Source organism: Streptomyces sp. NPDC056061 (assembly GCF_042266885.1).
In the GTDB taxonomy this organism is placed as follows: Bacteria; Actinomycetota; Actinomycetes; order Streptomycetales; family Streptomycetaceae; genus Streptomyces.
The window spans coordinates 1-25,511 of sequence record NZ_JBHJWQ010000040.1 but is presented as its reverse complement, the minus strand read 5'-3'; the positions used below and the strand labels follow the sequence as shown (position 1 = coordinate 25,511).

The 25,511-nt window shown below is 69.9% G+C and carries 26 protein-coding genes and 4 pseudogenes; 16 read left to right on the top strand and 14 right to left on the bottom strand.

The features are described from left to right. Window positions 1-464: 464 nt before the first annotated feature. Window positions 465-1,133: a DUF3152 domain-containing protein gene (locus tag ACFC79_RS34195; protein WP_376248571.1), complete on the top strand. Its 669-nt coding sequence runs from the start codon at window positions 465-467 to the stop codon at window positions 1,131-1,133. Window positions 1,134-1,447: 314 nt separating this feature from the next. Here ACFC79_RS34195 and ACFC79_RS34190 read toward each other — a convergent pair whose 3' ends face one another. Further along, the gene (locus tag ACFC79_RS34190) at window positions 1,448-2,389 is read right to left on the bottom strand and encodes a phosphotransferase family protein (protein WP_376248568.1); all 942 of its coding nucleotides are present in this window, start codon (window positions 2,387-2,389) and stop codon (window positions 1,448-1,450) included. Between the two features lie 211 nt (window positions 2,390-2,600). Beyond that, window positions 2,601-3,011, bottom strand: coding sequence for a RidA family protein (locus tag ACFC79_RS34185; protein ID WP_376248565.1), 411 nt, complete (start codon window positions 3,009-3,011; stop codon window positions 2,601-2,603). 76 nt (window positions 3,012-3,087) lie between these two features. On the opposite strand from ACFC79_RS34185, the gene ACFC79_RS34180 reads away from it, so the two are divergent. Further along, window positions 3,088-3,459 (top strand): winged helix-turn-helix transcriptional regulator, encoded by a 372-nt coding sequence (locus tag ACFC79_RS34180; protein WP_376248563.1) that lies wholly within the window; start codon window positions 3,088-3,090, stop codon window positions 3,457-3,459. Window positions 3,460-3,742: 283 nt separating this feature from the next. On the opposite strand, the gene ACFC79_RS34175 is transcribed toward ACFC79_RS34180, so the two are convergent. The 5 genes from ACFC79_RS34175 to ACFC79_RS34155 form a co-directional block, all read right to left on the bottom strand. After that, on the bottom strand, window positions 3,743-4,285 hold the full coding sequence (locus tag ACFC79_RS34175) for a class I SAM-dependent DNA methyltransferase (protein ID WP_376248560.1): 543 nt from the start codon (window positions 4,283-4,285) through the stop codon (window positions 3,743-3,745). Between the two features lie 319 nt (window positions 4,286-4,604). Beyond that, window positions 4,605-4,817 (bottom strand): hypothetical protein, encoded by a 213-nt coding sequence (locus ACFC79_RS34170; RefSeq protein WP_376248559.1) that lies wholly within the window; start codon window positions 4,815-4,817, stop codon window positions 4,605-4,607. A gap of 13 nt (window positions 4,818-4,830) precedes the next feature. Next, window positions 4,831-5,214, bottom strand: a complete 384-nt coding sequence (locus ACFC79_RS34165; protein WP_376248556.1) for a DUF2785 domain-containing protein — start codon at window positions 5,212-5,214, stop codon at window positions 4,831-4,833. 205 nt (window positions 5,215-5,419) lie between these two features. Then, window positions 5,420-5,983 (bottom strand): GNAT family N-acetyltransferase, encoded by a 564-nt coding sequence (locus tag ACFC79_RS34160; protein WP_376248553.1) that lies wholly within the window; start codon window positions 5,981-5,983, stop codon window positions 5,420-5,422. A gap of 277 nt (window positions 5,984-6,260) precedes the next feature. Beyond that, a complete protein-coding gene (locus ACFC79_RS34155) occupies window positions 6,261-7,256 on the bottom strand; it encodes an NADP-dependent oxidoreductase (RefSeq protein WP_376248551.1) in 996 nt (331 codons plus the stop codon). A gap of 366 nt (window positions 7,257-7,622) precedes the next feature. On the opposite strand from ACFC79_RS34155, the gene ACFC79_RS34150 reads away from it, so the two are divergent. Beyond that, a complete protein-coding gene (locus ACFC79_RS34150) occupies window positions 7,623-8,183 on the top strand; it encodes a hypothetical protein (protein ID WP_376248549.1) in 561 nt (186 codons plus the stop codon). Window positions 8,184-8,357: 174 nt separating this feature from the next. Here ACFC79_RS34150 and ACFC79_RS34145 read toward each other — a convergent pair. Further along, window positions 8,358-8,937: pseudogene (locus ACFC79_RS34145) on the bottom strand (TetR/AcrR family transcriptional regulator). On the opposite strand from ACFC79_RS34145, the pseudogene ACFC79_RS34140 reads away from it, so the two are divergent. From ACFC79_RS34140 to ACFC79_RS34125, 4 genes and pseudogenes are all read left to right on the top strand, one after another. Further along, window positions 8,932-9,051 (top strand): annotated as a pseudogene (locus ACFC79_RS34140) (alcohol dehydrogenase catalytic domain-containing protein); the annotation flags it as partial. The pseudogenes ACFC79_RS34145 and ACFC79_RS34140 overlap by 6 nt on opposite strands. 259 nt (window positions 9,052-9,310) lie before the next feature. Further along, window positions 9,311-9,883: a TetR/AcrR family transcriptional regulator gene (locus ACFC79_RS34135; protein WP_376248547.1), complete on the top strand. Its 573-nt coding sequence runs from the start codon at window positions 9,311-9,313 to the stop codon at window positions 9,881-9,883. Window positions 9,884-9,923: 40 nt separating this feature from the next. Continuing rightward, complete coding sequence (locus ACFC79_RS34130) at window positions 9,924-10,595, top strand: enoyl-CoA hydratase-related protein (protein WP_376248544.1); 672 nt, start codon at window positions 9,924-9,926, stop codon at window positions 10,593-10,595. A gap of 786 nt (window positions 10,596-11,381) precedes the next feature. Then, window positions 11,382-12,032, top strand: a complete 651-nt coding sequence (locus ACFC79_RS34125) for a hypothetical protein (RefSeq protein ID WP_376248542.1) — start codon at window positions 11,382-11,384, stop codon at window positions 12,030-12,032. Here the strand turns inward: ACFC79_RS34125 and ACFC79_RS34120 are convergent. The 4 genes from ACFC79_RS34120 to ACFC79_RS34105 form a co-directional block, all read right to left on the bottom strand. Continuing rightward, complete coding sequence (locus ACFC79_RS34120; protein ID WP_376248539.1) at window positions 12,001-12,474, bottom strand: hypothetical protein; 474 nt, start codon at window positions 12,472-12,474, stop codon at window positions 12,001-12,003. The genes ACFC79_RS34125 and ACFC79_RS34120 overlap by 32 nt on opposite strands. Window positions 12,475-13,150: 676 nt before the next feature. Further along, window positions 13,151-14,080 carry a class I SAM-dependent methyltransferase gene (locus tag ACFC79_RS34115; RefSeq protein ID WP_376248536.1) on the bottom strand — a complete coding sequence of 310 codons (930 nt, stop codon included), beginning with the start codon at window positions 14,078-14,080 and terminating at the stop codon, window positions 13,151-13,153. Window positions 14,081-14,556: 476 nt separating this feature from the next. Beyond that, window positions 14,557-15,267, bottom strand: a complete 711-nt coding sequence (locus tag ACFC79_RS34110; RefSeq protein WP_376248534.1) for a hypothetical protein — start codon at window positions 15,265-15,267, stop codon at window positions 14,557-14,559. 37 nt (window positions 15,268-15,304) lie between these two features. After that, window positions 15,305-16,378 carry a DUF6083 domain-containing protein gene (locus ACFC79_RS34105; RefSeq protein ID WP_376248531.1) on the bottom strand — a complete coding sequence of 358 codons (1,074 nt, stop codon included), beginning with the start codon at window positions 16,376-16,378 and terminating at the stop codon, window positions 15,305-15,307. 962 nt (window positions 16,379-17,340) lie between these two features. Here ACFC79_RS34105 and ACFC79_RS34100 point away from each other — a divergent pair. The 9 genes and pseudogenes from ACFC79_RS34100 (at window position 17,341) to ACFC79_RS34060 (ending at window position 23,272) form a co-directional block, all read left to right on the top strand. Continuing rightward, window positions 17,341-18,033, top strand: coding sequence for a DUF4232 domain-containing protein (locus ACFC79_RS34100; protein WP_376248528.1), 693 nt, complete (start codon window positions 17,341-17,343; stop codon window positions 18,031-18,033). A 190-nt stretch (window positions 18,034-18,223) separates the two neighbouring features. Then, window positions 18,224-18,589, top strand: a complete 366-nt coding sequence (locus ACFC79_RS34095) for a DUF4440 domain-containing protein (RefSeq protein WP_376248525.1) — start codon at window positions 18,224-18,226, stop codon at window positions 18,587-18,589. 518 nt (window positions 18,590-19,107) lie between these two features. After that, the gene (locus ACFC79_RS34090) at window positions 19,108-19,890 is read left to right on the top strand and encodes a peptidoglycan DD-metalloendopeptidase family protein (RefSeq protein ID WP_376248522.1); all 783 of its coding nucleotides are present in this window, start codon (window positions 19,108-19,110) and stop codon (window positions 19,888-19,890) included. Window positions 19,891-20,110: 220 nt separating this feature from the next. After that, a complete protein-coding gene (locus tag ACFC79_RS34085) occupies window positions 20,111-20,413 on the top strand; it encodes a hypothetical protein (protein WP_376248519.1) in 303 nt (100 codons plus the stop codon). Next, the gene (locus ACFC79_RS34080) at window positions 20,374-20,769 is read left to right on the top strand and encodes a prealbumin-like fold domain-containing protein (RefSeq protein ID WP_376248630.1); all 396 of its coding nucleotides are present in this window, start codon (window positions 20,374-20,376) and stop codon (window positions 20,767-20,769) included. Before ACFC79_RS34085 ends, ACFC79_RS34080 begins: the two co-directional genes overlap by 40 nt. A gap of 199 nt (window positions 20,770-20,968) precedes the next feature. Next, window positions 20,969-21,304: a hypothetical protein gene (locus ACFC79_RS34075; RefSeq protein ID WP_376248516.1), complete on the top strand. Its 336-nt coding sequence runs from the start codon at window positions 20,969-20,971 to the stop codon at window positions 21,302-21,304. A gap of 260 nt (window positions 21,305-21,564) precedes the next feature. Further along, window positions 21,565-22,131 (top strand): DUF5565 family protein, encoded by a 567-nt coding sequence (locus ACFC79_RS34070; protein ID WP_376248513.1) that lies wholly within the window; start codon window positions 21,565-21,567, stop codon window positions 22,129-22,131. Window positions 22,132-22,395: 264 nt separating this feature from the next. After that, window positions 22,396-22,638, top strand: a pseudogene (locus tag ACFC79_RS34065) (hypothetical protein); the annotation flags it as partial. Between the two features lie 37 nt (window positions 22,639-22,675). Beyond that, window positions 22,676-23,272: a hypothetical protein gene (locus tag ACFC79_RS34060; RefSeq protein WP_376248511.1), complete on the top strand. Its 597-nt coding sequence runs from the start codon at window positions 22,676-22,678 to the stop codon at window positions 23,270-23,272. Window positions 23,273-23,278: 6 nt separating this feature from the next. Here the strand turns inward: ACFC79_RS34060 and ACFC79_RS34055 are convergent, their stop codons facing one another. Next, on the bottom strand, window positions 23,279-24,700 hold the full coding sequence (locus tag ACFC79_RS34055; protein WP_376248508.1) for an MFS transporter: 1,422 nt from the start codon (window positions 24,698-24,700) through the stop codon (window positions 23,279-23,281). A 184-nt stretch (window positions 24,701-24,884) separates the two neighbouring features. Continuing rightward, window positions 24,885-25,355: pseudogene (locus ACFC79_RS34050) on the bottom strand (TetR-like C-terminal domain-containing protein); the annotation flags it as partial. Between the last annotated feature and the right edge of the window lie 156 nt (window positions 25,356-25,511).

The following is a 25,511-nucleotide window of genomic DNA, read 5'->3' as shown; positions in this document are numbered from 1 at the left end:
GGCCGAACGGGTGAGGCACCCCTCCCGGAAGGGGTCCCTCGCGAGCGCTGTTACCGAATGATCACAACGGACCGGGGCGCCGACGGTCCGGTCCCGGGCCGCGAGGGTCACCGGTGGACCACCGTTGCCATTTCGTCATCATCCGAGCTCATGGTGATCATCTGACACGGCCAGTCTGAGCTGCCATGCATTCGGCACGAGAGCGGGAATCCGCACCACCCACCGGCAGCGCCCCGGCCTCCCATCGCAGTGGCCGTCAGCACCGGTCCTCCTACCGCCGGGGCGCTGCGCGCCGGTCCTCCCACCGCCGGAGCGCCCCGACCCGCCGGTCGCGGAGCTATCTGATCGGCACGCTGATGGCCGTCGGCCTGCTCTGCTCGGCGCCGTACCTCCTGAACGGTGAAGAAAGTGACGCGTCGGGACGAAGCGACGCGTCGATGGGTGCACCGCGCCCGCAACACACGGTGCGCATCACCCCCGCGCCCGGCCCCAAGCCCAATCCGACACCCACTCCGAGATCCACTCCGACGCCCACTCGGCACCGTGCCGAGAACGACGTCGCGTCGAAGGGTACCGGCTCGTTCGTCACCGCGGACGCCGACGGCACGAAGGTCGGTCGGGGGCCGCGCCTGCTCCGCTACGTGGTGGAGGTCGAGGCCGGGATCGAGATCTCGCCGACCCGGGCGGCGAACGAGATCGCCGACATACTCGCCGCTCCCCGGGGCTGGACCCGCAACCAGGACTATTCCTTCCAGTTGGTGGGCGCGGGGGCGTCCCACGACCTCACGGTGAAGATCGCGACGCCGGGAACGGCGGACGCTCTGTGCTGGGCGGGCATCCACCAGGACACCAAGGGCGAATACAACTGCGAGGTCCCCGGCGGGGTGGTGGTCAACCTCAAACGCTGGGTCGAGGGCTCGCCCACGTTCGACGGCCCGATCCATGACTACCGGGCGCTGATCATCAACCACGAGATGGGGCACTTCCTGGGCCACGCACACATGACCTGCGCGGGTCCCGGGCGACCGGCCCCCGTGATGATGCAGCAGATCAAGGGTCTGCACGGATGCGTCGCCAACGCCTGGCCCTATGACCAGAACGGTCGCCTCGTCTCCGGGCCGCACGCACCGTGACACGTGGCCGTTCCGGGAGACGCGGCGGCCGTTCCCGGAGGCACGGCGGCCGTTCCCGGAGACGCGCCGCTCGGGGGACCGGGCCGGGCGCTACAGGTCGGTCATCAGCGGAGCCGGTGGCCATGCGCTGTGGGCGCCGGCCCGAACTCGGCGACAACCCCCATGGCCATCGGGGCCATCGGGGCCGTCAGAGCCGTCGCGGCCGACAGAGCCCGTCAAGGGCTCACCGTGCCGTGTTCCGGTCCGGCATGCGGGTGCTCGTCGTCGTGAACGGAGTCCCGCGGTCGACCCGCACCCCGGCCGGGGCCGTCCGGCTACTCGGCCGCGCGGCACCCGGTGCTGTCCGACAACTCCTCGTACAACCCTGTCAGTGCGGTGTGATCGTCGTCGGTGCCCGTGTGGGGTGCGGCGAACCAGCGTGCGTATTCAGCGATCTCGGAAAGCCGCCAGTCGAGGGCGAACAGCTCGACCATCGCCGGGTCGGGGTCCAGCGTGGCGCCGACGGCCGTGTCGAGCAGATCGGCGTAGTCGCGTTCGCGCGGTGCGAGAGCCAGGGACTCCCAGTCGACAAGCTTCAGCCCACCGGCACCCACGACCTGGTTGGCGAAGTGCGGCTCGCCATGGGTCGGCACCCAGGTGTCCCGCCGGGCACACGCGATGTCCGCCAGCTCCAGGAGGCGAACGGTCCAGCGCCCGATCGCGTCGCAGCGGGCGGCGAGCGCGCCGCGCGCCTTCTCCGCCAGGGGTCCGGACGTCCAGGGCCGGGCAGTGCGAGCGCGCACCTCATCGGCGAACTCCGGGCCCACCCGTGGAGCCCAGTGCCGCAAGCCGTCCGGCGGCACTGCCCGATGCAGAGCGGCCAGCGCGGCGGCGACCTCACGGACGTGCTCGGGTTCACGGGCCTCCGCCCCGGTCGGGGACCGCCCGTCCAGCCACGGCGTCACGCTGAGCATGCCCGGCCCGATATCGACGGCAAAACGCCCGGAACGGGCAGGCTCCGGCGCGCACACCACATCGAGGCCGTCGGACGCCAGTGCGGCGGCCCCCGCGTAGGCGGCCTCCAGCGAGGCCGCGGTGTGCCGGGGTGTCCATGGGTCCAACGTCACGAACAGAGTCCTGCCGGCGCCACGCACCCGCCAGTGGTACGCGCCGAACCCCCAGGGCAGGTAATCGACTTCGGCAGCCCGAGGCAGCCAGTGGGCGGCGACGGCACGTACGACTGCGTCATCGCTGATGAAAGAGGCGGAGGAAAACACAACGACCCATCCTAGAAAACAGGGTAGGCCGCCGTCATGTTTCTTTACGACGGCAACAGCCCAAGCACCCACGGCAGGGGAAGGGGTGCCACTCGCACGGCGCCTCGTAAGCCAGAACCTCCGCCTGCGACGAACGAACAGACGGCCCGATCATCGCCGTCCTTCCAGGGCGACCGCGTCAGGACGAGGCGGGAGGCACCCGCCTCGGGAATCAGCCGAGCAGCGCGGTTGCTTCGACCTCGACGAGCACATCCGGCTCGAAGAGGTACTCGACACCGATCAGGGACGCCGGCGGCATGGGGAGCCGGAGTCCGATCTCGTCGGCGACGGCCTCCACCCCGGCCATGAAGTCGCCGATCTTCTCCGGGCTCCACCGGGTCACGTAGAACGTCAGGCGCAGCACGTCCGCGAACGACGCGCCCGCGCCCGCCAGCCCGACGGAGGTGTTGCGCAGCGCCTGGGCGACCTGCCCGGTCAGATCTCCGGGCGCGACCGGAGTCCCGTCCGCCCGGCGTGCGACCTGCCCGCTGACGTGGACATGCTTCGTCCCGGTGCCCACGGCCACGTGGTGGTACGGGACCGGCTGCAGCATGCCTTCCGGCGTGAAGTGCTGAACGGTCATGGTGTTTCTCCCTTGAACTAGGTATCAGTAAGCTACCTAGTTCAAGAAGGACACTTCAACGAGACCAGGTTTCTCCATGGATACCGAGGGCGAACTCTTCATCGGCCCCCCGCACCGCGAACTGCTCGACCAAGTCCTCGACAAGTGGTCGCTCAGTGTCCTCAGCGAGCTCTGCGAACGCCCTTGCCGCTTCAACGAGCTGCGCCGTGCCATTCCTCAGGTCACGCAGAAGTCGCTGACCGCGACACTTCGGCGACTCGAACGAAACGGTGTGATCGAACGCGAGGTCGTCTCCACCCGCCCGGTGGCGATCAGGTACCTGATCACACCGCTCGGCAAGACCCTTCGGTCGCCCATCGACGTGTTGCTGGTGTGGGCCTCGGAGAACATGCCCGCCATCGCACGCGCACGCGAAGCCTTCGACATGCGGGAAGAAACGAGCCCCTGAGCGCTTCTCCTGCCCCGGCCGGGTCCGCCGGTCGGGGCAGGCGGAACACAGCGGGTCTCCATGCGGCCCTCGGCGCCCCGCGCCGGGGGCCGGTCGAGGTCCTCCGCCGACCGGCGCCGACCACACGGCGAGGGCCCCGTCACCCGCGAGGTCGCTGTCGCGCAGGGGCCTCGGGCCTCCGGGCGGGCGCACCCATCACGGGTCCGCCGCCGGAAGACACCCGGAAGACGCGGCGTCGCTGCGAGGGCCGGCCCCGTGCGCGGTGAAGCCGTCGCGCGGATGGTCAGAACCTGCGGTGCACGGAAACGGCGTACTCCCCGTCGGTATAAGGGGCGCGGGACCAAGTGGCGTATCTGGCTTCGAGGGTGAGTCCCGCCGCACGGCAGTGAGCGTCGTAGTCGTCCAGCGTGTAACCGCGGTCCAGGGAGAACCCCGCGACGAGGCGGCCGTGCGGACGGACGTGGCCCGCCACCCCGGCCACCAGGGCCGGTTCCGTTCCCGGCGGGGTGAACAGGGGGACGTTGCCCGCCATCACCACGAGATCGAACGACAGCCCCAGGTCGAGGCCGACCAGGTCGCGCCGGTACCAGCGGATCTCCGGCGCCAGGCGCCGGGCGGTCGCGATCATCGACTCGTCGATGTCCACGCCGACCACGGCAATCCCGTGGCGGGCCAGCTCGATCGCCACCCGGCCGGTGCCGCAGCCCGCGTCGAGGACGGTGGCGGGCTCGAAGGAGCGGACCAGCGCGGCTTCACCGTGCACGTCTCCGCCCTCTGCGGCAATGCGGTCGAACCGGGCCTGGTACTCGTCACCGTTCCACGTCATGCGATCACCGTGGCACACTCGCCGCTCCGACCGCAGCCCGGCCTCCGAAGGCCCCGCAAACAGCCCTTCATGTTCCGGTCCGGTGCACGCCCGGCGTGGGGATGTCTTCCCGGCGTGCACCGGCCGGTCCGCCGGGCAGGTCGGCTGAGGGCCGTCCCGTCGTTCCCGAGCGATGGCCGTCACGGTCCGGAGCCGGGATCGCCGGCCCGACGCCGACCCGGGACGGCGGGTGAATCGGCTGCCGTGGTGCCCGTCCTCCTCCCCGCCGTCCGTGGAGGCCGTGCGCGCCGGTCCGCCCGGCCGAACCGGCTGCCGTCGGTCAGCGTCTGACGATCCGGTCGAGGACGGCGGCGATGCCGGACTTGACCGCGTCGCGGTGGTGAAGGGGTTCCGCAGGCAGTTCGCCGGTGGGGCGCACGCCCCGGTCGGCGAGTATGTAGAGCAGGCGCAGGGTGCGCAGGCAGTTGCTGATGTGGGCGGGCACCGGGGTGCTGATGCGATCGGCGCCGAAGCGGTCGGCGATCGGGTCCAACCAGCCGACGGCGTCACATTCGCCGAGGTCGGTGCGGGTGAGGACCAGGGCGATCGCCAGGCGCCGGGCGGTCGTCCTCCATCTGGTCGTAGACGTGGTCGGTGGGCGCCGTCAGCCGCGCGGCGGCGAGGTCCGGCATCCGCACCGGCGCCACCTCGGGGTGGCGACCGGAACCGGCGAGCAGGTCCACGCCGTGCGCCACCGCGTGGAGCCGGCCGAGCGTGTCGTCGTGGCCGCGCAGATCCTGCTCCGCCGGGTACCAGCGCTCGAACGCGTCCACCCAGCCGGCCTCGAAGTCCCCTGCGGCCACCAGCAAGTCCAGCACCAGGGGCGCGAAGGTGCGGGCCTCGACCCGCGGTTCGGTGAACCGGCCGGCCATCTCGTTCCCCAGCTCCAACCGCCGGGACGTCCCGATCGTCCTGCGGGCGATCCAGGTCGCGAGGACGGCGTGGGCGCGCCGTCCCGGACCAGTGGATCGGGATCGGCCAGGGCACGGGACAGTTCGCGGACGAGGTCGTCCATGGGCCGGTCGGCGACCGTCCGCGCAGGGCCGGTCTACGGCCGAGCCCCTCGTTCAAGCAGCAACGGCTCGGGCCTCCGCATCAGGCCCGATCGGTCTTCCATTCCCGGGCGAGCGTCGCGTAGACGTACTCGCTGCCCCAGCGCTCGCCGTCGAGGTCGCTCTCGACGAGATGCGCCTCCCGGCGCATGCCGAGGCGCTCGCACACGCGCACCGACCCGGTGTTGAGGACGTCGAGGCGGGCGAAGAGCCGGTGGACGCCCAACTCGGCGAAGGCCAGCGTGGCGGTAGCACGCGCCGCCTCGGTCGCGTACCCCCGGCCGCCATACGCCGGGTTGAAGATCCAGCCGATCTCGGCCTGGCGTGCCTGTGCGCTCGCGAGCTTCAGGACGACTTCGCCGAGGACCTTCTCCTCGTCGGCCGAGCAGACGGCAAGCACCAGGTCGTCGCCGTCCTCGGCCCACGCCGTGCCGGACGAGCGCCGCTCCAGGCTCTGCACGCACTGTTCACGGGTGAGTGGCTGCCGGTAGAGGTAGCGAGCGACTTCGGGAAGGCCCTGGTACGCGTGCACGTCATCGAGGTCGCCCGGCGTGAACAGACGCAAGAGGAGCCGTTCGGTACTGAAGGGCAGCGAGAGTGTGGTCATCGATTTGTGCTTCTCCCCCTGAGGGCCGCTCCCGGCCCATGCGCTCGGGCCGCGCAGCTCCCAACGACTCGTCCTGGGCAACAGCGCCGATCCAAACCCATTGCCGTCGACTGGGCAACCGCAATTTCACTGCCTCGGCCTTCGGGCCGCCCGCGGGCAGGAGTGGCGGGTCGATGGCGGTCGTCGCGCGTCACGGGCCGCCCTGCGTGGGGCCGTCCTGCGTGGGGCCCGGCCACGGGCCGTTTCGGCCTCGATCGACCGGGCCGGGGTCCCACCGTCAACCGCAGGGACCCCTCACGCGCCCGCAGGCCAGGCGGGGGCCGGGCGGTCCGGCGCCGGGCCCGCCCGGTCCCCGGATCAGTTCATCCGTCGTGTGTGTCCGGAACGATCCGGAGTTCGAGCGCCAGGCCCGTGCCGCTTCGGCGAGCGGGAGCACGCGTTCGACGTGCACGGTCAACTTCCCCGTCCCGGCGAGGTCGGCAAGCACCGCGAGGTCCGCCGAGTAGGGGCGGACCCATACGTAGTGGCCGCCCTGCTCGGCCGCCTCGGGGGCGGCGATGGGCGCGAGCCGGTCCGGCCGTCCGAGCAGGCGCAGTGACGTATCCACGGCGTCCGCGCCGACGAAGTCGAGGGCCGCGTCGATGCCTCCGGGTGCCAGCCGTGCGACGCGGTCGACGAGTCCGGGGCCGTAGGTCACGGGTTCCGCGCCCGGCTTCCGCACAAAGTCGTAGTTGCGGGCGGCCGCCGTACCGATCACGCGTGCGCCGAGCGCCACAGCGATCTGGACGCCGAACGAGCCGACTCCGCCCGCGGCGGAGTGCACCAGGACGGTCTCACCGGCGCGGACGCCCACGCGCTTGATGGCCTGATAGGCCGTGAGACCGGCGAGCGGTACACCTGCGGCCTGCTCCCAGGAGAGCGCGGCGGGCTTGCGGGCCACCATGCGGACATGCGCGGAGACGAGTTCGGCGTAGGCACCGAACTGGACGGTGTCCTTGCGGATGTAGCCGGAGACCTCGTCGCCGGGTGCGAACTCCTCGACGTCGAAGCCGACCCGCTCGACCACGCCGGCCACGTCCCAGCCGGGCACCAGGGGGAAGTGTGTCTCCATGACCGCGTCGAGGAGGCCCTCGGCGAGCTTCCGGTCGACCGGGTTGACGCCTGCGGCCTTCACCCGGATCAGCACCTCGCCGGGGGCCACCTTCGGGTCCGGGAGGTCTGCGAGCCGCAGTGCCTCGGGACCGCCGTATGCGTTGAGGGTGATCGCTTTCATGCGGCGATCACCGCCGACGTCCGCGCGGTCTCGACGGTGCGCACCAGAGGTTCCAGCCGGGGATCCTCGGCGGCTACCTGCAGTGCCGCACGCAGGGCCGCCTCGTTCGTCAGTCAAGGCGGTGGAAGCGGTGGAAGCGGTAGAAGCTTCGTCGCGACGCCCGTAGGCCCGAGCAATCCGGCCCCCTTCCCGCGCGTCCGTTCCTGTCCGGCGACGTCGTGGCGCCGGCCGGCCGTCGCCGCCGTGCGCACATCCGTCCCGCGACCGGCACGAGCGTGCGGGCCCCGGCGCTGCGGCTCTCCGGATGTGCCGCCTGCCTCGCAGCGTCCGGGAGTGTTGTCCGAAGGTGCGGTTACGATCCCGGTCATGCGTCTTGAAGATCAGCTGGACAGACTGGCGGAACTGGGGCTGCCGCTCGCGGCCGGCCGGACCATGGACGAGTTGTTGTACTCGTGGCCACGCGAGGAGTACGAGCGCAAGCCATTCGACCTGGTGCTGTTCGCACTGGGCTGCGCGGTCGAGGACGAACCGTGGGAGCGGTGGTTCTGTGACCGAGCGTGGCACTTCGACACCGAATGCGTCCGTGGCCCGGGTTCGTACGTGGCGCTCGCCCGGCAGCTGTGCCGGATCGCGGGCCTGCCGGACGCCCTGTCCGACCTGCGGGACCACGTAGACCTCGGCACGGAGGAGGCGTGGATCGAGTACACGGCCGACGACCGACGGGTCAACTGGCCCATCGAAGTCAGGGACGACTGGGCCGACCTGATGGTGGTCGGCTATCTCATCGACGAGCTGGAGCACGGGAACCAGCGCTTCCATGTCCGGCGCAACGGCCAGGCCATGACGTTCTTCTTCCTCGACGACGACACGGCCGCACGGCTCAACGCGCTGGCCGGCGGACAGACGGTCGCCGCCTTCCCCGGTTAGTGGGCCATCTCGGGCAGCAAGTCTCCTCGGGTCGCAAGTCTCCTCAGACCGCAAGTCTCCTCAGGCCGCCGACGGCAGTCCGCGGCGACCCGCCACCACGCTGCCGCCCGTCGTCATCGCCGTTCTACTGCGGCGACGCCGACCTCATTCATCACCGGGGTAAGTGGCGCCATCTCACGCCGACGACCGCGGCCCATCGGGGCCCTGGCGATCGCTCGCAGACGGGCAGGTGACTTCCCGGGCCGCCTCGATCATTTGGAAGATCTCGTCCACCGCGGCCTGTGGGTCTGCCGCTTCGCGGACCAGTGAACAGGCATCGGTCACGAACCTCGCGATCGTCCGGCAGGCCGTCGTGCTCTGCGGCAGATCGGGGACAGCGACGAGGGCCGCCGCCAACGACTCCGCGTGGCGCAGCCTCATCGACTCCTCGTACTCCCGCAAGGCAGGCGACTCGTCAATCATGCGCCGGATCGGGGCGACGCTGTCGGCCGCGCAATATCACACCAGTGCGTGGTTCTCGCGGCGCAGCGCGGGGCTGAGCGGCTCGTTCGGTGCTCGATCGGTGACTGCCTGCGTGAGGCGTTGCTCGAAGTCGTCATCCCGCTCGAACACCAGGGCCTCTTTCGAGGCGAAGTGGGAGAAGAGCGTGGTGACGGGCCACGTCGGCCTCAACGGCCACGTCACGGATGCCCACCGCGTCGTATCCGCGTTCCAGGAAGAGCCGCAGGACGGTGTGCCAGAAGCTGAGGCCCATCCGATCGAATTGCCCTCCGGAGTCGGGCTGGACGCCGCCGGGGTGGTGGACGAGGTCGGCAAGGGCTCCGAAGGGGTCGCGGTCGGCGACCACGTCTTCGGCGAAGGGGCAAGCGGGAGCCACACGAGGAACCCCATTGCCGACCTGCGAAGCTCACGGTCGATGTCGGATCCGACGCAGATCCGATGTCGACCGTGCGATTCCGGCACAAGGGTCGAGGACCTACGGCATATCGCGGTCGCTCCCCTCTTGCATGTTCTAGGCCATACACCATAAGTTACTGACAGGTAGGTCGCTGGGAAGGTCTCCCTGCCCTGTTGTCGGAAAGGCGGTGGGCGGTGTGAGTCCGCGCAAGAGTGACAGTCGGGAACGGATGATCCTCAGCGCTGCCGGGCTGCTGCGTGAGTACGGTGCCAGCGCGACCAGCATCGATCGGGTGCTCGCGCACAGTGGGGCCCCGCGCGGGTCGGTCTACCACCACTTCCCCGGCGGACGAACGCAACTGATCGACGAGGCGGTGGCCCTGGCGGGGGACTTCATCACAGGGCTCATCGACGCCGCCATGCAGGCCGACGATCCGGTCGAGGCCGTCGACACGTTCTTCGCGTTGTGGCGCGACCGGCTCGTGGAAAGCGGCTTCCGAGCGGGCTGCCCGATCGTGGCGGTCGCTGTCGAGACCAACGACGACGCACCCCAGCTCGCCCGCTCCGCGGCCGCCGTCTTCGCCCGCTGGCAGGAAGCTCTCGCAGCGCTCCTCCTCCGTCACGGCCTGACCGATGAGCGCAGCCGCAGGCTCGGCGCGTTCATCATCGCCGCGGTCGAAGGCGCGGTGATCATGTGCCGGGCCGAACAGAGCACGGCCCCTCTGGAGGCGGCTGCCGCCGAGATCCACGACCTGCTCGTCCACGCCCTGCGCCGCCGTGACGAGACCGCACCCCGTACCTGATCCGTTCAGCAGCTCCACCCGTTGAACCGAAGGAGTCGCCATGCCCTCGCTCGACCGTCAGGACAACGTCTTCGTTCTCGACCTGGGAGACGGAGAGAACCGCTTCCATCCCGACTGGATCACCGCCGTCGGCGCCGCCCTCGACGAGGTGGAGAAGGCGGACGGCCCCCGTGCCCTGGTCACCGCCGCCACGGGCAAGTTCTACTCCAACGGGCTCGACCTGGACTGGCTGTTCGCCCACGCCGACCAGCACCAGGACTACGTCGCCTCCGTCCACGAACTGTTCGCGCGGATGCTGTCGCTGCCGATCGTCACCGTGGCCGCGCTGCAGGGCCACACCTTCGCCGCCGGAGCGATGTTCTCCCTCGCCCACGACTTCCGCGTCATGCGCACCGACCGGGGCTTCTGGTGCCTGCCCGAAGCGGACATCAACATCCCCTTCACCCCCGGCATGGCAGCCCTCATCCAGTCCCGGCTGGCACCCCGGACCGCCCACGAGGCGATGCTCACTGCCCGCCGCTACGGCGGCTCGGACGCCGCGGCCGCCGGCATCGTCGACCATGCGGTCGCCGAGGAGGCAGTGCGCTCCACCGCCGTCGAGATCGCGGCGACGCAGGTGAACAAGGCCGGTGACACCCTCGGCACCATCAAGGCCCGCATGTACGCGCCGGTGCTGGCCACCCTCCGCGACACCGCCGCCCCGCTCGGCTGACTGTCATTTCCGATCGCCGCACCCGCCCCGTGACGAAGCCCGCCCAGTCGGCGTATCGGTCGGCCGCCGCCGCACGGGAACTGCTGCCGGACCGGTCAGACCTCCCGGCGCATCGCAGCGTGCCGGTCCAGGGTCGCCAGGACGGTGTCGGCCGCGGTCACGACGGCGAAGACGGTGGCTGCCCCGTGATGGCCGATGGCGTACAGGCAGCCGCTGCGGCACCGAAGACCGGCGCCTTCACGGTCAGGGCGGCCGCCGCCGCAGGGGCGGCCACGGCGAGAAGGAGGCGCACGGCCGCGGTCTCCGCGCTCTGCCACCCTCACACCGCGAGGACGGCGAGGGCCGCAACCTCCAGGAGGAATGCCAGCCCCTCGTTGATCACATACAGGGGGGCGGGGAGCGTCATCGGGTTGTCGTCCTTCGTCATGGGCTCGGGCTCGGGATCGGCCCCACACGCCGGACACCCCGGACCCCGTGCCCGCGACCGATCAGCAAGCCTGGCTCACCGATCGTTGCGCAGACAGCTGCTGTTCCCGGCGGGAAGCGGCGCGAGCCTGAACGGCGTGACAAACGATCTCGCAGCCGCCCCGCTCCGTACCGGAGCGCCCGGCACCCGTCCTCGAAGAGCAGGGCATCGCCGCCGTCGTAGCGGCGGGCCTCGTCGCGCCGGAACGCAAGGCGAGTGCCATCGCCACGGTCTCATGGAGCTGAGCCTCGCCAATGTGCTCGGCGTCCCCGGCGGCACCGCGCTGGGTCAGGCGCTCGGCTGGCGGGCCGCGTTCCGGGGTGACCGCCATCGGCGCGGTGCTGCCGGCCGCGATCGCGGCGCTGGTCCCGCTCATGCTGGTCCTGATCGGCATCGGAATGGTCGTGGGCACGCCGCCGGCCGGACGGCTCGCGGACCGGGCACTGCGGTCCACGCTGTACGGGGTACTCGCCGGGATCACAGTCGCCTCCGCGTTCCTGATCCTCGCCGTGCAGAGCAAGCCCGCCGCGATCGTCGGTTTCCTCTTCTTCGGCCTGGTGGGGGCCGCGGTGATCCCGTCCTCCCAGACGCGGGTCCTGGAGGCGGCCCGGGGCGCCGACAACCTCGCGTCGGCGGCCAATTGTCTCGGCGTTCAACATCGGCAACGCGGCAGTTCACAGCCGTCCGTGACCCGTCACGTTCATTCACCGCCATTCACGGACTCGGCGTTCACGGACTCGGTCGCGTCGGTGGCCGTCCGCCCCGGCCGGCCGCCGACGCGTACCGTCCCTGCGATCCGGATGGACGATGGGATGCGCGACGCACCGTGGCCGGTGCCTCTCACGCACATCGGAGGACGTTTCGTCCCGCTGTTTCATCCCGGGGCGTTCTGCCGACGGTGGTTCATGCGCCACGACAGGTGGGGGATTCACTGGCGCGTCACTGCTCATCGAGGGATGCCTGCCGGGTGAGGAACTCCTCGAACGCCGCCTTCTGCTTCGGATCCATGAAGCCCTGGCGGACATTGCGTGCCTTCTCCTGGAGCCAGTACGCCTCGTCGGGGTCCAGGAGCTCGGCAACCACCACGCCGTGGCGAGCAACCGCCGTACGCCCTCCCGCGCGACGACGAAAGAGCGTGAACGCGCCGAATTCTGCTGGGTGGGCCAGTTCCGGCTCCTCCACCACAGCCCGGTTCTCTTCCTCGTCGCCACTTCTCGGGTAGGCGGTGGGGGCCCAGTGCTCCCAGAGCGCCAGCGTGGCCGCGGGCACCAGCACCGCGCGTTCCGCCTCTCGACGCCCCTCCCACGTGAACGCGACAGTGACGGGCTCGCCGACCGCCTCGGCCAACCCGAGTACCCGCTCCACCTCATCGTTGATCGGGTAGTCCACCATTACATTGATCCGAATGCCCATGGTGTCCGAGGCTACTGGCCGCTTCCGACAAGCCGACCAAGAGCTTCCACGCCTCGTCGAGCACGCCGTACCGGGGGCCGTCCGTACCGGGGGCCGTCCGAACCCATGAGTTTCTGGTCAATATGTCCGTTCCCGCCCAGATCAGGGCCACCTGTTCCTCCGGTCGTTCGACATGTGCTGTTCGTCCGGACGACCTCGCCAGCGTGGTCCTACTCAGCGATGCACCCGCAGGGGCTCGCAGCTCCTAATCAGCGGCCGAGTCGTCGTGAGACGCCGGGCGGCCAGATGAGCTGAACCATCTGGTGCAACCGGCTGAAAGCCAGACCCGGCGTCTCTGGATCTCTGGACCTTACGATGACCCGTCCAACCCACCAACAACGTAGGACCGGCTGAGCGCCGGTCCGGGACAATTCGGCGGCGAAGAGCGACCGCTGCACACAATTTGGGCCAGAGCCCGAAGGCGGATGGCGTTCGTCGCTGAGTTCGGATGGCACTGACAGACCGGCAAGCCGGGGAACGCGTTGAGTCTTGATGGCGTCGACGCGGTCGGCTGTCCAGCGATGATGGTGCCATGTCCGGATTCTTCTCAACGGGACGGCGCCGTATGTCCGGCGGGCGCGGCCCGGCCCCGTACCCCTGGGTGCTGCCGGTACGGAGCCGGTGTGCCGGAGAAGCGTCAGAGCGCGTGCCGCCACCAGAAGGAGCCCGGGTGGAAGTGCTTGGTCACGCCGAGACGGCGCCAGAACGGGGCAAGGATCTTCCGCAGTTCCGGATCGGTGTGGATGAAGGCGTTCGGCAACTGGATGTCGAAGCGCTCCGGCGCGGCGGTGAGCAGCGCGGCCAGGAGGTACTGCTCCGAGTAGAGGCGCCAGCGCCAGGACTCCGGATAGTCCGCCGGAAGCATGATGTCGTGGACCTGGACGAGCACCCCCGGCTTGAGGCGGGGCAGCAGCTCGAAGAAGAACACCATGACGTCGGAACCCATTTGGAGCCGGTGCGAGCCGTCGATGAAGAGGATGTCGCCCGGCTCCAGTTCGGCGAAGACGTCGAGGTCGGCGTCCTGGAGCGGAACACGGATCACCTCGTCGCAGAGGTGGTCGATATGGGCTCGGGGCTCCGGGTCGATGGACGTGATGCGGGTGCCCAGGCCGAGGTCCCGGATGGCCCGGTGGGCGAACTTGGTGGAGTTCCCGGAGCCGACTTCGAGATAGCGGGCCGGCCTTTCGGAGGCGAGGAAGCCATAGAGCGAGAGCGCGTCCAGTGGGGGCAGCCAGGTGTTGCCCCAGTAGGCGGTGGATGCCTTTTCCACCCCTTTCAGGGGGATCCCGGCCAGTTGGTCGGCGTACTCCAGGAAGCCGGTGAGGTGTTCGGCGTAATGATCCCGGTTCTTCTCCAGGAACTCGCGCACGGGGCCGAGTTCGGCGCGCGGCCGGGGCGTCACCACATGGTCCAAAAACACCGGCTTGGCCAGGCCGAAAGCCCACATGACCAGGCCGAATGCGGTGGGCTTGCGCTCCAGCCGGTCGAGTCCACGGCGTAAGACGGGGATCCGCTCCAGCAGAGTGGGAGCGGGTTCGGGCACGGCGTTCGGGGGCTGCGTGTGCAAGAGGGGGAACCTTTCGATCGGTTGGACGGCCGAGAAAGGTGAGCCACAGGTCCCGCAAGCGCTGTTCGGTCGGTGGTGGAGGAGGAGGTGAAGGTCGTGGGGTCGGCGGATCGATGGACTCGGTGTTGTCGGTGGAGTCGGTGATACTCCGGACGCCGCTGATCCTTTCCCGGATCGGCCCCCGGTATCCATGAAGGTGGTCCAGACCATATTCGAGGGGAAATCGCCGCCGGGTTCGAACCGTGTCCGCAGCAACGCCCGGCCGACCCGGCACCTCCGTGATCGCGTGCCCGTCCGCGCACTCCAGCCCGATCCGCGACCTCCGAGCCTGATTCTGGGACGTCGAACGACGACACACTCAGCCCAACACAGCCTGTTGGGCGTCGGTGAGCGACAGCGACGGAAGCTTTGGACCTCCCCGGGTGCGGAACGCTCCTTGCCATATGTTGGTGCTGCGGATGAATGAGGCCCGGTGCTCAGCCGGCCGGCCAGTCCAGGTCGGTGAGAAGCCCGGAGGGGCCGTAGGCGCCTCCTTGGAGTCTGGCTTCCACGTTCTGTCGGGTCGTGCGGTGGAGAAGAAGTACGGGCTTGCAGATTTCGGTGAGGACGACGGCGGGGTGGCTGGGGCGAAGCCAGTGGTCCAGGGGGCGTGCGGTGTCCGGTTCATGGGCGATGGTGGTGGTGAGGAGGAGCGGGACGCCGATCAGGATTTCGCGGATCGTCCAGAGGAGTTCTTCGGCGTCGGACAGGGGGAGGTCGTCCGGATCGTCGATCGGGTCGTACTGGTCGGGGATGCAGCGCTCGCGGGGGCGCATGCGTTGATAGTCCTCGATGACGACCAGTCGGGGCCTGCGGCCTCGGGGCGGATGGGCGACGCGGTCCTTGACGTGGCCGGACGTCGGGTGCGCCGTGCTGTCGACGAAGAGGGGCCGAGGCACTTCGGCGGGTGGACGGCTGGTGCAGAGGAGTACCGGCAGGCCCTGCTCGGCCGCGTGGACCGCGATGTCCCGGCCGACGGATGCTTCGGCGGTTCCGTGCCGGGCGATGATGCCGACCCTGTGCCGGAAGGTGAGATCGACGGCTGCGGTGAGGCACTGCCACGGTGTCGGGATGGGCACGCGTTCGTCCCAGGGCGGGTCGTGCGCCACCGGAGCCCGAGTGGCTCGTTCGCTGTCGCCGTCGTTCATCCGTTCCTCGTTCCGTCGCCGTCAAGCCATCAAGCCGTCAGCGCCGCCGTGGCGGCGGGTTCCCCGACGGGTTTCGGCTCGTTTCTCCAGGCATCCATGCGGCATGGTGCGGCGTCGCACGGCTCTCCTCCGTGGTGTGGGAGGCCGCCCGTCGTCGGTGAACGCGTGCACGACGCCGTTCGTCACGGTCGCACTGCCAGCACAGCCATCCCTCCGGGGCCGCTCCCACCGTGGAGTTCGTGCACCGCGCGCACTTCGTGCGTCGTCCGGGGCCTTCGTGGACGATCAGTGCCTCGTCGGCCTGTTCCGGCTCATATCCGGTGGGCCGTTCGGTGAGGATGAAGGCGTCGTGCCGGACGGGATGGAACGGAATGAACTCGTTGCTCACGGCGTCGGGCTGCGGTGACCGGAAGTGCTCTTCGCATCGTTGGGCCCACCATCTGCGGGCCGCGTGGTAGTCGGTGAGCTGCCAGGCCCACACCCGGCCCTGGGTGGTGTCGAGAATGAGCTGGCCCTGACGCCCGGTTGCTTGATCCGGGTTGATCTCGGTCAGCTCCCAGGTTCCCTGATCGACGTTGTGCACGCCGTTGTCGCAGCGTCGGCCGGTCTTGCGGTCCTCGGCGATGCACTGCAGATCCTCGATCGCGCAGGGGCCGATGCGCAGGATCCCGAAGTAGGCGACGATGTGCCGTACCTGCTCGGCCGGTTCCGGATCGGGGTGCTCGACCTCAAGTTCGGTACTCAGCTCCTCATAGGGGATGAAGTCGCCGTCGCGGACGGCTTGATGCATGCGCCGTTCGAGGAGGCGGACGACGGCGGCCAGCTCTTCGGGGAGATCGGGGTGATCGGCGGCGGGACAGACGGCCGGGTGGGGGATGCGGCAGTAGACGGAGACGCCATCCTTGCCCGGATAGGCGATACCGCGGTTGACGTGCCACCGCAGCCTCGCGGGAATCCTCTTGACCGGGAACTCCGGTGTGAGCGGGATGCGCGTCCCGTCGTACCTGTCGAAGAACTCGATGGGGGTGCCGCAGTACTTGCACCGGGTCCTGCCGTCCCGGCGGAGCATCCTGGTCTCGTTCGACCGGTGCAGGCGCATGTTACGCGTCATCAAATTACCTACCCGTGAACTGTCCACGGCCCGCGTGAGGGGTGTGATGGTCGATGGTACGGCCTGGAGCGGGCTGGTTCTTCGATGTCTCGTAGCTGCCGCCGTGACGTGATGCGGCCTCTGTGGCAGTGCGAGTTCCCGTGTTGCAGGGTTTCGCGGCTCGTGTCATGGAATGCATCCCTGACCAGCGGGTTCCTGAGCCGTCTCAGACCATGTCCTGGTCGCCCGTGCCCTGCGTGCCCGTGCCCTGGTTGCCTGTGTCTCAGGTCCGCGAAGGCGGGTCGGCAGGGCGTTGCGGTCGGTGAACACCACTGCGCTGCGCGGCGCTGTCCCGACAGTCGCCGCGAAGGGACACAAAGCCGCCACGCGACCGGCCCTCATCTCTCGTAGGCGCAGAGGGCCCTTACGTGATCCGCTCGGCCAACAGTTCCGCCTGGCGCCCGCCTGTCGAACGACGCACCGAGAGCCGGAGCCGGCCCGGTGCCGGGGCATCGCTCATGGGACCCGGAGCGGTCTGCCGTGAACCGCACGGCGATGCTTCCCGCACCATCTTGTTGGCGTGCCGGTCCGATGGACAGCTCATGCTCCGGTCACATATGACGCGACCGACCGGACGCGATTTCGTGGCACTGCGGGCAGGCCGAGCGCGGCGCGCGCCCGAAGTCGGTCCGGTCGGCGCCGGCACCGTCCATCGCACACCTGACCGTCCCGGGACGCCTCGCCCCGTCTCCGCGCCTCTCCGTCTCCCCATCTCCGCGCCTCCGCGCCTCCGCGCCTCCGCGACTCCCACGGTCGCGGCCATGCCCTCGATCCGCCATCGGTGCAAATCCAACACCGTTTCTCGGAACCAAAGTTGCTGAGACAGGACCCGGACAATCGCAGGATCATTTCAGGATCGAATCGGCCCTAGTGTCATCGGCGTCAACAGGAAACACCGCAATCGACAGCCGCTGGAGATCACGATGCGTCCGCGTCTCGCCGCCCGTTCCGCCCGTCTCGTCCTGGCCGCCGCGGCCGTGGCGGCCCTGGCCGCCACCACCACCGCCTGCGACCCCGACGACGCCGCGGACGCCGGCAGTTCCACGGCTCCCTCCGCGGTCGCCTCCGCCGGCAGCGGCGGGAGCAACGGCTCCTCCAGCGACAGCCCCTCCGCAGGCGGATCCTCCACCGGCGGTTCCGAGTCCGGCAGCTCGGACTCCGGCAGCTCCGCCGACAAGACCGGCTCCGGCGACGGCGGAAAGAGCGGCTACGGGCAGTCCTGCGGCACCAACGACCTGGACTTCACGGTCACTTCGGAATCCCAGGCCGGCGGCTACTACCTCGTCACCGCAAAGGCCAAGTCCGGCATCACCTGCTACCTGGAAACCAACACCCCCAGCGTGTCCTTCGGCTCCGGCACCGACGGTGTCGCCTCCCCCGTCGGACAGGGTGGCGAAGACCCCATCAAGCTCACCGGCTCCGCTGTCGCGTACACCGGAATCAACCCGAAGACCACCAACAGCGATGCCGGCAAGGAGTTCGAGAACGTCATCATCGCCACCACCGACGACCCCAACCCCGCCGAGATCAAGCTCCCCGACACCGCCAACGTCGACAAGCCCATCGTCACCAACTGGGCCACCAACCGCGCCGAGGCCATCCCCGTCATCGTCTGACCGGCCATTCCTCCCACATCACGCGGCCGACCGGCTGAGTGTCGGCCGGCCATGAGAAGAGCTGGACCAGAACCCGAGCCGACGGCACTGTGCCGTCGCACGTCGTGTGAACACAACGCGTCACATGAACAAACCGCATCGCGTGAACAACTCGCTGTCCCTTCAGGAGGAGGGTCCGTAGGGTTCCCGCATGACGAGTGAGAGTGAACGGGCCGTCCAAGCGGCCATCGACGGGGAGATGCGGCTTCTCGATCCCGAGGTGCGTGCATCCTCGGCCCGTGTCCTGGAACTTCTGGATCCGGAGTTCACGGAGATCGGGGCCTCTGGACGCTGGTGGGACACGGAGTCGATCCTCGGCGTGACGAGCGATGAATCGGTCTCCTCGGAGTCTCCGGTCGAGGTAAGTGACATGTCAGGAGCCGTCCTTGCTCCGGGCATTGTTCACCTCACCTACTTCTCCGACCACGAAGGCCGCCGGGTATGGCGGAGCTCTCTGTGGCGTCTGACGGAGACGGGCTGGCGGATGTACTTCCATCAGGGCACCTTGGCCAGCTGAGTCGGCGGAACCGCTGCTCATGAGGGCGGCGGTGCCACCGATCGCGGGCGGCTCCGGCCGACCCCGACCGGTGCCTCCGCCCGGACCCGCGTGGATACGAGGCGGTGGGCACCTCGCATTGCCGTGCCGTCACGCCGGACCTGCTCGAAAGTCTGCCTGCCTCGGTCGCATACTCCCGGCCGGTCATCCCTGGCTCAAGGGCTGTCCCGATAGTCCCTGGCGGGCGCGCCCTGCGCGGCAGCTGAATCCGAGGCTTCGGGCGAGGTCGGGAAGGCCAGGCGCTCGTCATGGCGCCGATGTCCCTGAAGGCAGTGTGGAGCTGCCACGTGACAACGCCGATTCCGGCGGCACTGCCGACGGAGTGGCATGACGATCGGCTGGCGCGGGAGAAAAAAAGGGGAATCTCCGCTCTTGCTCCCGCTGCCGCTCACGAAGTCGTACCGACGGGTATTGCAAGCGCCGCATACATGACAAGATCCTGCCTGTCTTCCTGCCCCTCCCCGCTCTCGGAGTCAACAATGCGTCGCAGCGTCCGGGCCGTACTGGCCCTTTCCCTCGCCGGATTGGCGGTCATGGTCCCGGTCGGGTCGGCACAGGCCAATGCCGTGGTGAGGGTGTCCGTCCCCAATGGTCTGCCGCTCAACGTACGGTCCGAGCCCCGCCTCGGCGCCCAGGTGGTCGGCAGCCTCGCCAACGGCAGCGGGGTGACGATCACCTGCTACGGCCGGGGTGACACCGTGCAGGGCATCGGCGGTGCCACCAACATCTGGAACAAGGTGTCGAGCGGCGGCTGGGTCAGCGACGGCTTCCTGGAGACCGGGTCCAATAACCCGGTGGTGCCGCCCTGTTCCGGCGGAGCGCCGTTCAAGCTGCCCTACCCGGCCGGCCGGGCGTACACCGTGACCCAGACCCCGGGTTCGGGCTACTCGCACAACGACGACTACAACCGGCACGCCGTCGACTTCTCCACTCCGAGCGGCACTCCGATCGTGGCCTCGGCTGCGGGCACCGTCTACTTCGAGGGCTGGAACGGAGCCGGCGGCATCATGGCGCTGATCGACCACGGCAACAACCGGTGCACCCAGTACGCCCACCTGAGCTCGACGATCATCGACAAGGGCAACCGGGTGGCCCAGGGCCAGCAGATCGGCACCTCCGGCGCCACGGGGAACGTGACGGGCCCGCACCTGCACTGGAACGTTGTGTACTGCGACAGCCAGCGCAGCCGCGAGATCCCCAACTCCGTGGAGACCGGCACCAACTACCCCACCGGTGCCGCCCCGGTGAGCCGGAACGGCTGACGGACCCGCCCGGTATGTCGTCCCCGCCGCCCCGGGCCGTCGGCGGCGGGACGACGTGCGGGTCCCGACCACCTTGCCGAGGAGGCGGACGGCGGACGGCAGTACGAAGACGCGGTCTACGCCACTCGGTGGGACGGGGCGCGGCCATTCGAGTCGCCACGCCCCGGGCCTGCGTTCGCCTCGTACGTTCGTGCACGACTCCTATGCCTATGTTGCGCTCATGAGACTTACGCAGACACGCCTCGTGGGCGTGGCGCTCACGGCTTCCGCAGCAGCGTTCTTCTCCCCGTCGGCCCCGGTGTCCGCGGCCGGCGTGCCGGCCGCGCAGCAGCCGGGGTCGCAGACGTTCGTCTTCACCGGTGCTCCCCAGCAGTTCACCGTCCCGGAGGGCGTCTGCTCGCTGTCGGTCACGGCGTACGGTGCCGCCGGCGGCACCGGTCAGTACGGGGTGCCCGGCGCCCGTCAGGCAACGGCGAGGCCACCATCCAGTGGGAGCCCTGTGCCACCGTCAGCGGCCATCTGATCGTCGAGAAGACCGACGAGAAGAACGGAGGGCCGCTGCCGGGCGCGGTCTTCCAGTTGTGGCAGGAGACCAACTTGTGGCAGGAGACCAACAACATCGATGGGCTCCAGACCGCGGGAAGCAACCCCGACACCAGCGTCGGCAGTGCCTGCGCCACCGACGCGCAGGGGCTGTGCGCTTTCGACAGCCTGGAGCTGGGGACGTTCTACCTGGAGGAGACCGCCGTCCCCGAGGGCTACCAGTTGCCCGGGAACCCGGTCACCGGCCCCTTCGAGCTGACCGGGCAAAACCCCACCCTCTCCACCGCCATCAGCAACACCCGTGGCGAACCCTGCAAGGGCAAGCAATGCAAGTGACTTCCAGTCCGTCCGAGTCGCGTCGGGCTCCTTGCCGCTTCTCCGCCGGACGGTTCCTTCGTTCGGACGGTTCCTTCGTCGGACGTTCCTTTCGTCGGAAGCACCGGTTTCGGAGCCCGACCCCAGTGGGGGCGTCCGGCGTCCTCGCGAGTCATTTTCGGTCATCGGGCCGCCGCTTCCCGCCATCGGGGAACGGCGGATGCACCTGATGCGTTTCGCGTACATGGTGAACTCGGTGGGGCAGGTCGTCTGCGGAGTCGGTGCGCTGGTCTCGGTCGTGTTCCTCGCGGACCGCGCCTTGTTGTGGATGGAGCGACGGGGCTGGATCTACTGGCGCAAGCGCAAGGGTTTGTCGTCCATCGGCACCGACTTCATGCAGCAGGTCACCCCTGGGGCGCAAGAGGGCAGACGTGCCATGGAGCAGGAACGCGTGCGCAAGAACGTCAGACCGGCGGAGGAACCGCCTTTCCAGGTGGACCTGGACCGCGGAGTGGTGCGCATCCGTCCTGCTGGACGCGACGAGCAGGCACGGTAGGGCCGGATCCGCACTGCTGGTGACAGCCGCTCGGACTTCCTGCCGGAGGACGGGCGGCCGGAGGGCGGGCCGGCCGACGCTCCCAGGAGGGTGGAACCATCGGCCGAAGCTCGGCCACGAGCACCCTGCTGCGGTTCCCCAACCGGGCCGGGCCATGCCGGGCCATGCCGGGCCATGCCGGGGAATATTCCGAGAGAACTTCGCCGGTGCCCAGGCATGATCTCCCCCAGATCTGTCCCGATCGCCGAGAGGATCCGCTCATGCAGAAAATACCCACCCTGTTCGTCCGTGACTTCGAAGCCCGCCCGGCCCACGTCCTCCCGGAGACGGCGGCCGACTGCGCATGGGTGCTCGCCGGCGAGGGGAGAGCCACGCGGAAATACGACGGCACCTGCGTCATGCTCGACCCGTCCGGGGAGTGGTGGGCCCGGCGCGAGGTGAAGCCCGGCAGGACTCCGCCCCCGAACTATGTGGTGGTCTCCACCGACGACACCACCGGCAAGACGATCGGCTGGGAACCCATCGGCCAGTCCTCCTTCGCGAAGTACCACGACGAGGCACTGCGAACGGGCGCCCCGGCCGACGGGACGATGGGCACCTTCGAGCTGATCGGGCCGAAGATCAACGGGAACCCGGAGCGCGTCGAATCCCACCGCCTCGTCGCGCACGCCGACGCGGCAGACATCTCCATGCCTGCGGAAATCACTTTCGAGAGCATTCGGGAACGCGCGCTCGCCCTGGCCGCCGAGGGGTGCGAGGGCATCGTCTGGCACCACCCGGACGGACGGATGGCGAAGATCAAGGGCAGGGATTTCCCGCGAACCTGATCCCAGGCCGGTCGTGCTCCGTACCTCCCCGCCGGACCGACGGGACGCAGCAACGGCGGGACGTATGAGACGTATGAGACGTATGAGACGTATGAACAGCGGGATGCGTGAACGGCGGGATGCCGCAACACCGGGCCGCCGGAACGCCGGAACAGCGGGCGGCTGCGCGGCAGCCGTCCGGCACAGTGGGCCGAACTGATCGGCCGCTTCCGGCAGATGGCCGACGGTGAACGCGCCCGCAGGGTGGAGAACACCGCGGTGGGGCGGCGCGTCGACATCGCGATGATCACCGACGACGAATGCGGTGTCACCGAGAAACCGAGAAGTGGGTGCGCGGCTGGAACGAAGCCGAGCACCGGCTGGGTTTCCGCGTCTTCGGCGTGGTCGTCGGCGCCCCGCCCGCCGCCCGGGCCGGCTCGGTCCTGGATGCCCCGTGCGACAGCCTCCGCTCCATCGAAGACTTTCACCCACGTCCCTGCCGCCGCCGATCTCTGCCATGTGATCTGACCCGAACCACCCTCAGCATACTGAGTATGCTCACCATATGAAGATCACGATCTGCGGGCTCGTGGTGGGGGCCGGGTTCGGTGCGGCCACCTCGCTCGTCAATGGGCTCTCCTCGCCGTACTCGGCGCTCGGCGCCCCGCTGGTGGGCACCGTCTGGGCCGGCATCGCCAAGGTGCTCAGCCTGGTCGTCGACCTCGGCTGGGCGTGGGCAGCGCTCGCTGTGGCGATGGGGTGGCTCGCCGGGTCATGGAAACGGGCTGCCGTGACCGCGGTACTCGCACTGGTCGCCGCCACGACGGCGTACTACCCGATGGACGCGTTGCTCCGGGAGGAACCGTTGGGGCTGTACTGGCCGGAGATGCTCAGGTGGTGGGCGGCGAGCGTGCTGTTCGGTTCCGTCCTGGGTGTGGTGGGCGGGGCCGTCCGACGGCCGGGCGCGATCGGCTTGCTCGCCGCGCTGACGGTGCCGGTCGGAGCCGCGGCGCAGATGATCGTGCTGCCGCCCCGGCCGGGCATCGGGTTCGCGCGGGAAGGTGCGCTGGCCACGGCGGCCGTCTGGGCGGTCGTGGTGATCGGTGCCGGTTGGGCCCTGCACCGTTTCGTGACCGCGAGGCGTGCGGTGGCCACCGGGTGACGCCCGTCAGATCCGTCTCCCGAGCACGCCCCGGCGCTTGCCGGGATCGGCGGGCGCCCTCGCATCGCGTCGCGTACCGCGCGTCGGCCGCAGGGGCAGCAGGCACGCCGGCAGCAGGCCGAGCGCGGCGAGTCCGGCCAGGGTCAGCAGGGCGGGGCCCATCGCCGGGGCGGACGCCGCCACCTGCCCGACGCCGGACGGGTTCGTGCGCATGGTGCCGGCGGCTATGGCGATTCCGAGTGTCGGGCCGATGTTCACTGCGGTCTGCTTGAGCCCACCGACCGCCCCGGCATATCCGGGGGGCGCGTCGCCGACGACCGTCCCGGTGGCGGTGACCATCACTGCGGCAAATCCCGCACCGAGCACGGCGAAGGTCGCGCCGGTGACCGTCCGGGTGGTGGTCGGGTCGACCCGGGACAGGCCCGCGATGCCGAGGGCGACGAGGAACGTACCGGCGATCGCGGTACGGCGCGGGCCGTACCTCCGCAGCGCGGCACCGGCGGCGGGGGCGCCGAGAATCATGAGCGCGGTGAGCGGAAGCACCCGGAGGCCGGTGGCGAGTGCGTCGAGCCGGAGTACGTCCTGGAGCAGGAACGTGGCCACGAACAGCGCGCCGAACATGCCTCCGGTGGTGACCAGCAGAAGCGTCATCGACGCCGTCACCGGTACGGACCGCGCCACGACGAGCGGCACGATCGGGTGGGAGCGATGGCGTTCGTGGACGACGAGCACCGCCGTGAGAGCGACGTAGGCGGTCAGGCCCACCACGGTCGGCGGGGCGGTCCACCCACGGGACGGTGCGTCGGTGAGCGTGTGGACGAGGAGGGCGAGCAGGGTGGCGCCGACGAAGTCGGGGCGGGAGTCGACACGTTCGGGCACCGGCGTCCGGACGGCGAGGGCGATCGCGAGCGCGACAGGGAGGTTGCCCCAGAACACCGCGCGCCAGCCCAGGTGTTCGACGAGGACGCCGCCGAGTACCGGACCGGCCCCCGCGGCCACAGCGATCGCGCCGGTCCGGACGGCGACCGGCGTATCGAGCCGGTGCGCCGGATGGGCCAGCCGCAGCAGCGCCGGCGTCGCCGGTTGCAGGAGCGCGCCGAACAGGCCCTGGAGGGCGCGCAGCGCGATCACCCAGCCGACGTGGGGTGCGAGCGCGATGCCTGCCGAGGCGGCGCCGAAGCCGAGGACGCCGACGAGCAGGAGCCGCACGTGCCCGTACCGGTCCCCGAGGCGCCCCGCGATGACCAGGAGCGCGGCCACCGCGAGCAGATAGGCGGTGCTCGTCCACTGGGCCTGTGCCACGGTCGCGCCGAGATCGTGGCGCAACCCGGGCTGCGCCACGAGCAGTAGCGTGCCGTCCAGGGCGACGATCATCGCGCCCGCCGAGCTGACCAGAAGCGCGAGGTGCGGCCGTAAGGTCCGGGTCATGCGCGCACCGGGCGAGATGCGCGTCGAGTGCCGCATCGACAAGCCGGTCGAGCACGACGCCGCCGGGTGCGTCGTCGGCAGGTGGGACGCCGGATGCATCGTCGGGCGCGGTGCCGGGCACGGAGCCGGACGCTGTGCCGGGTGCGTCGTCGGCCGGTGGGACGCCGAGGGCGAGTTGCAGGCTGCGCCAGGCCCACAGCTGGGCGATGCCGTGGAGGTTCGCCCAGAGAGCGGCGGCCGTCACGGCAGGCGCCGGCCCGGTGCCGGAGGGTGCGGCGGATACCGCATCCCGCTCCGTCCGGTACCTGGCGACGAGCCGGACGATCAACTCGTGGAGCGGCAGGGTCGATTCCCGCAGCCTCGGCCGGTCCGACGGGCTTCCTTCGCTGTCGAGCAGGTCGTGGCGGAACATCAGCTCGAACATGCCCCGGTGCTCCAGGGCGTAGGAGACGTACGTCCGCGCGAGGGCCCGCAGCTGGGCCCGCAGCTGGGCCCGCAGCTGGGCCCGCAGCTGGGCGCGCGGTGGGGCGGCGCCCTCGATCGCCGCCTCGAACCGGGCCCCGAGGTCCTCGAAGCCGCGCCGGGCGATCGCGGAGAGCAGGGCGTGGTGTGTGGGGAAGTAGAGGCTGACGGCTTGTCGTCCGTGCGGTATCACCGATGCATGCGGTATCCACAAGGGGGCGGGCTGACCGCCGAACGGCAGTTGTTCCGCGAGAAATTACGGCTCCAGGCGGCGGAGCGGTTCGCCCTGGGCGAGGCGAGCTCGGTGATCGCCAGGGACTTGCGGGTCAGCGTCCGCTCGGTGCAGCGA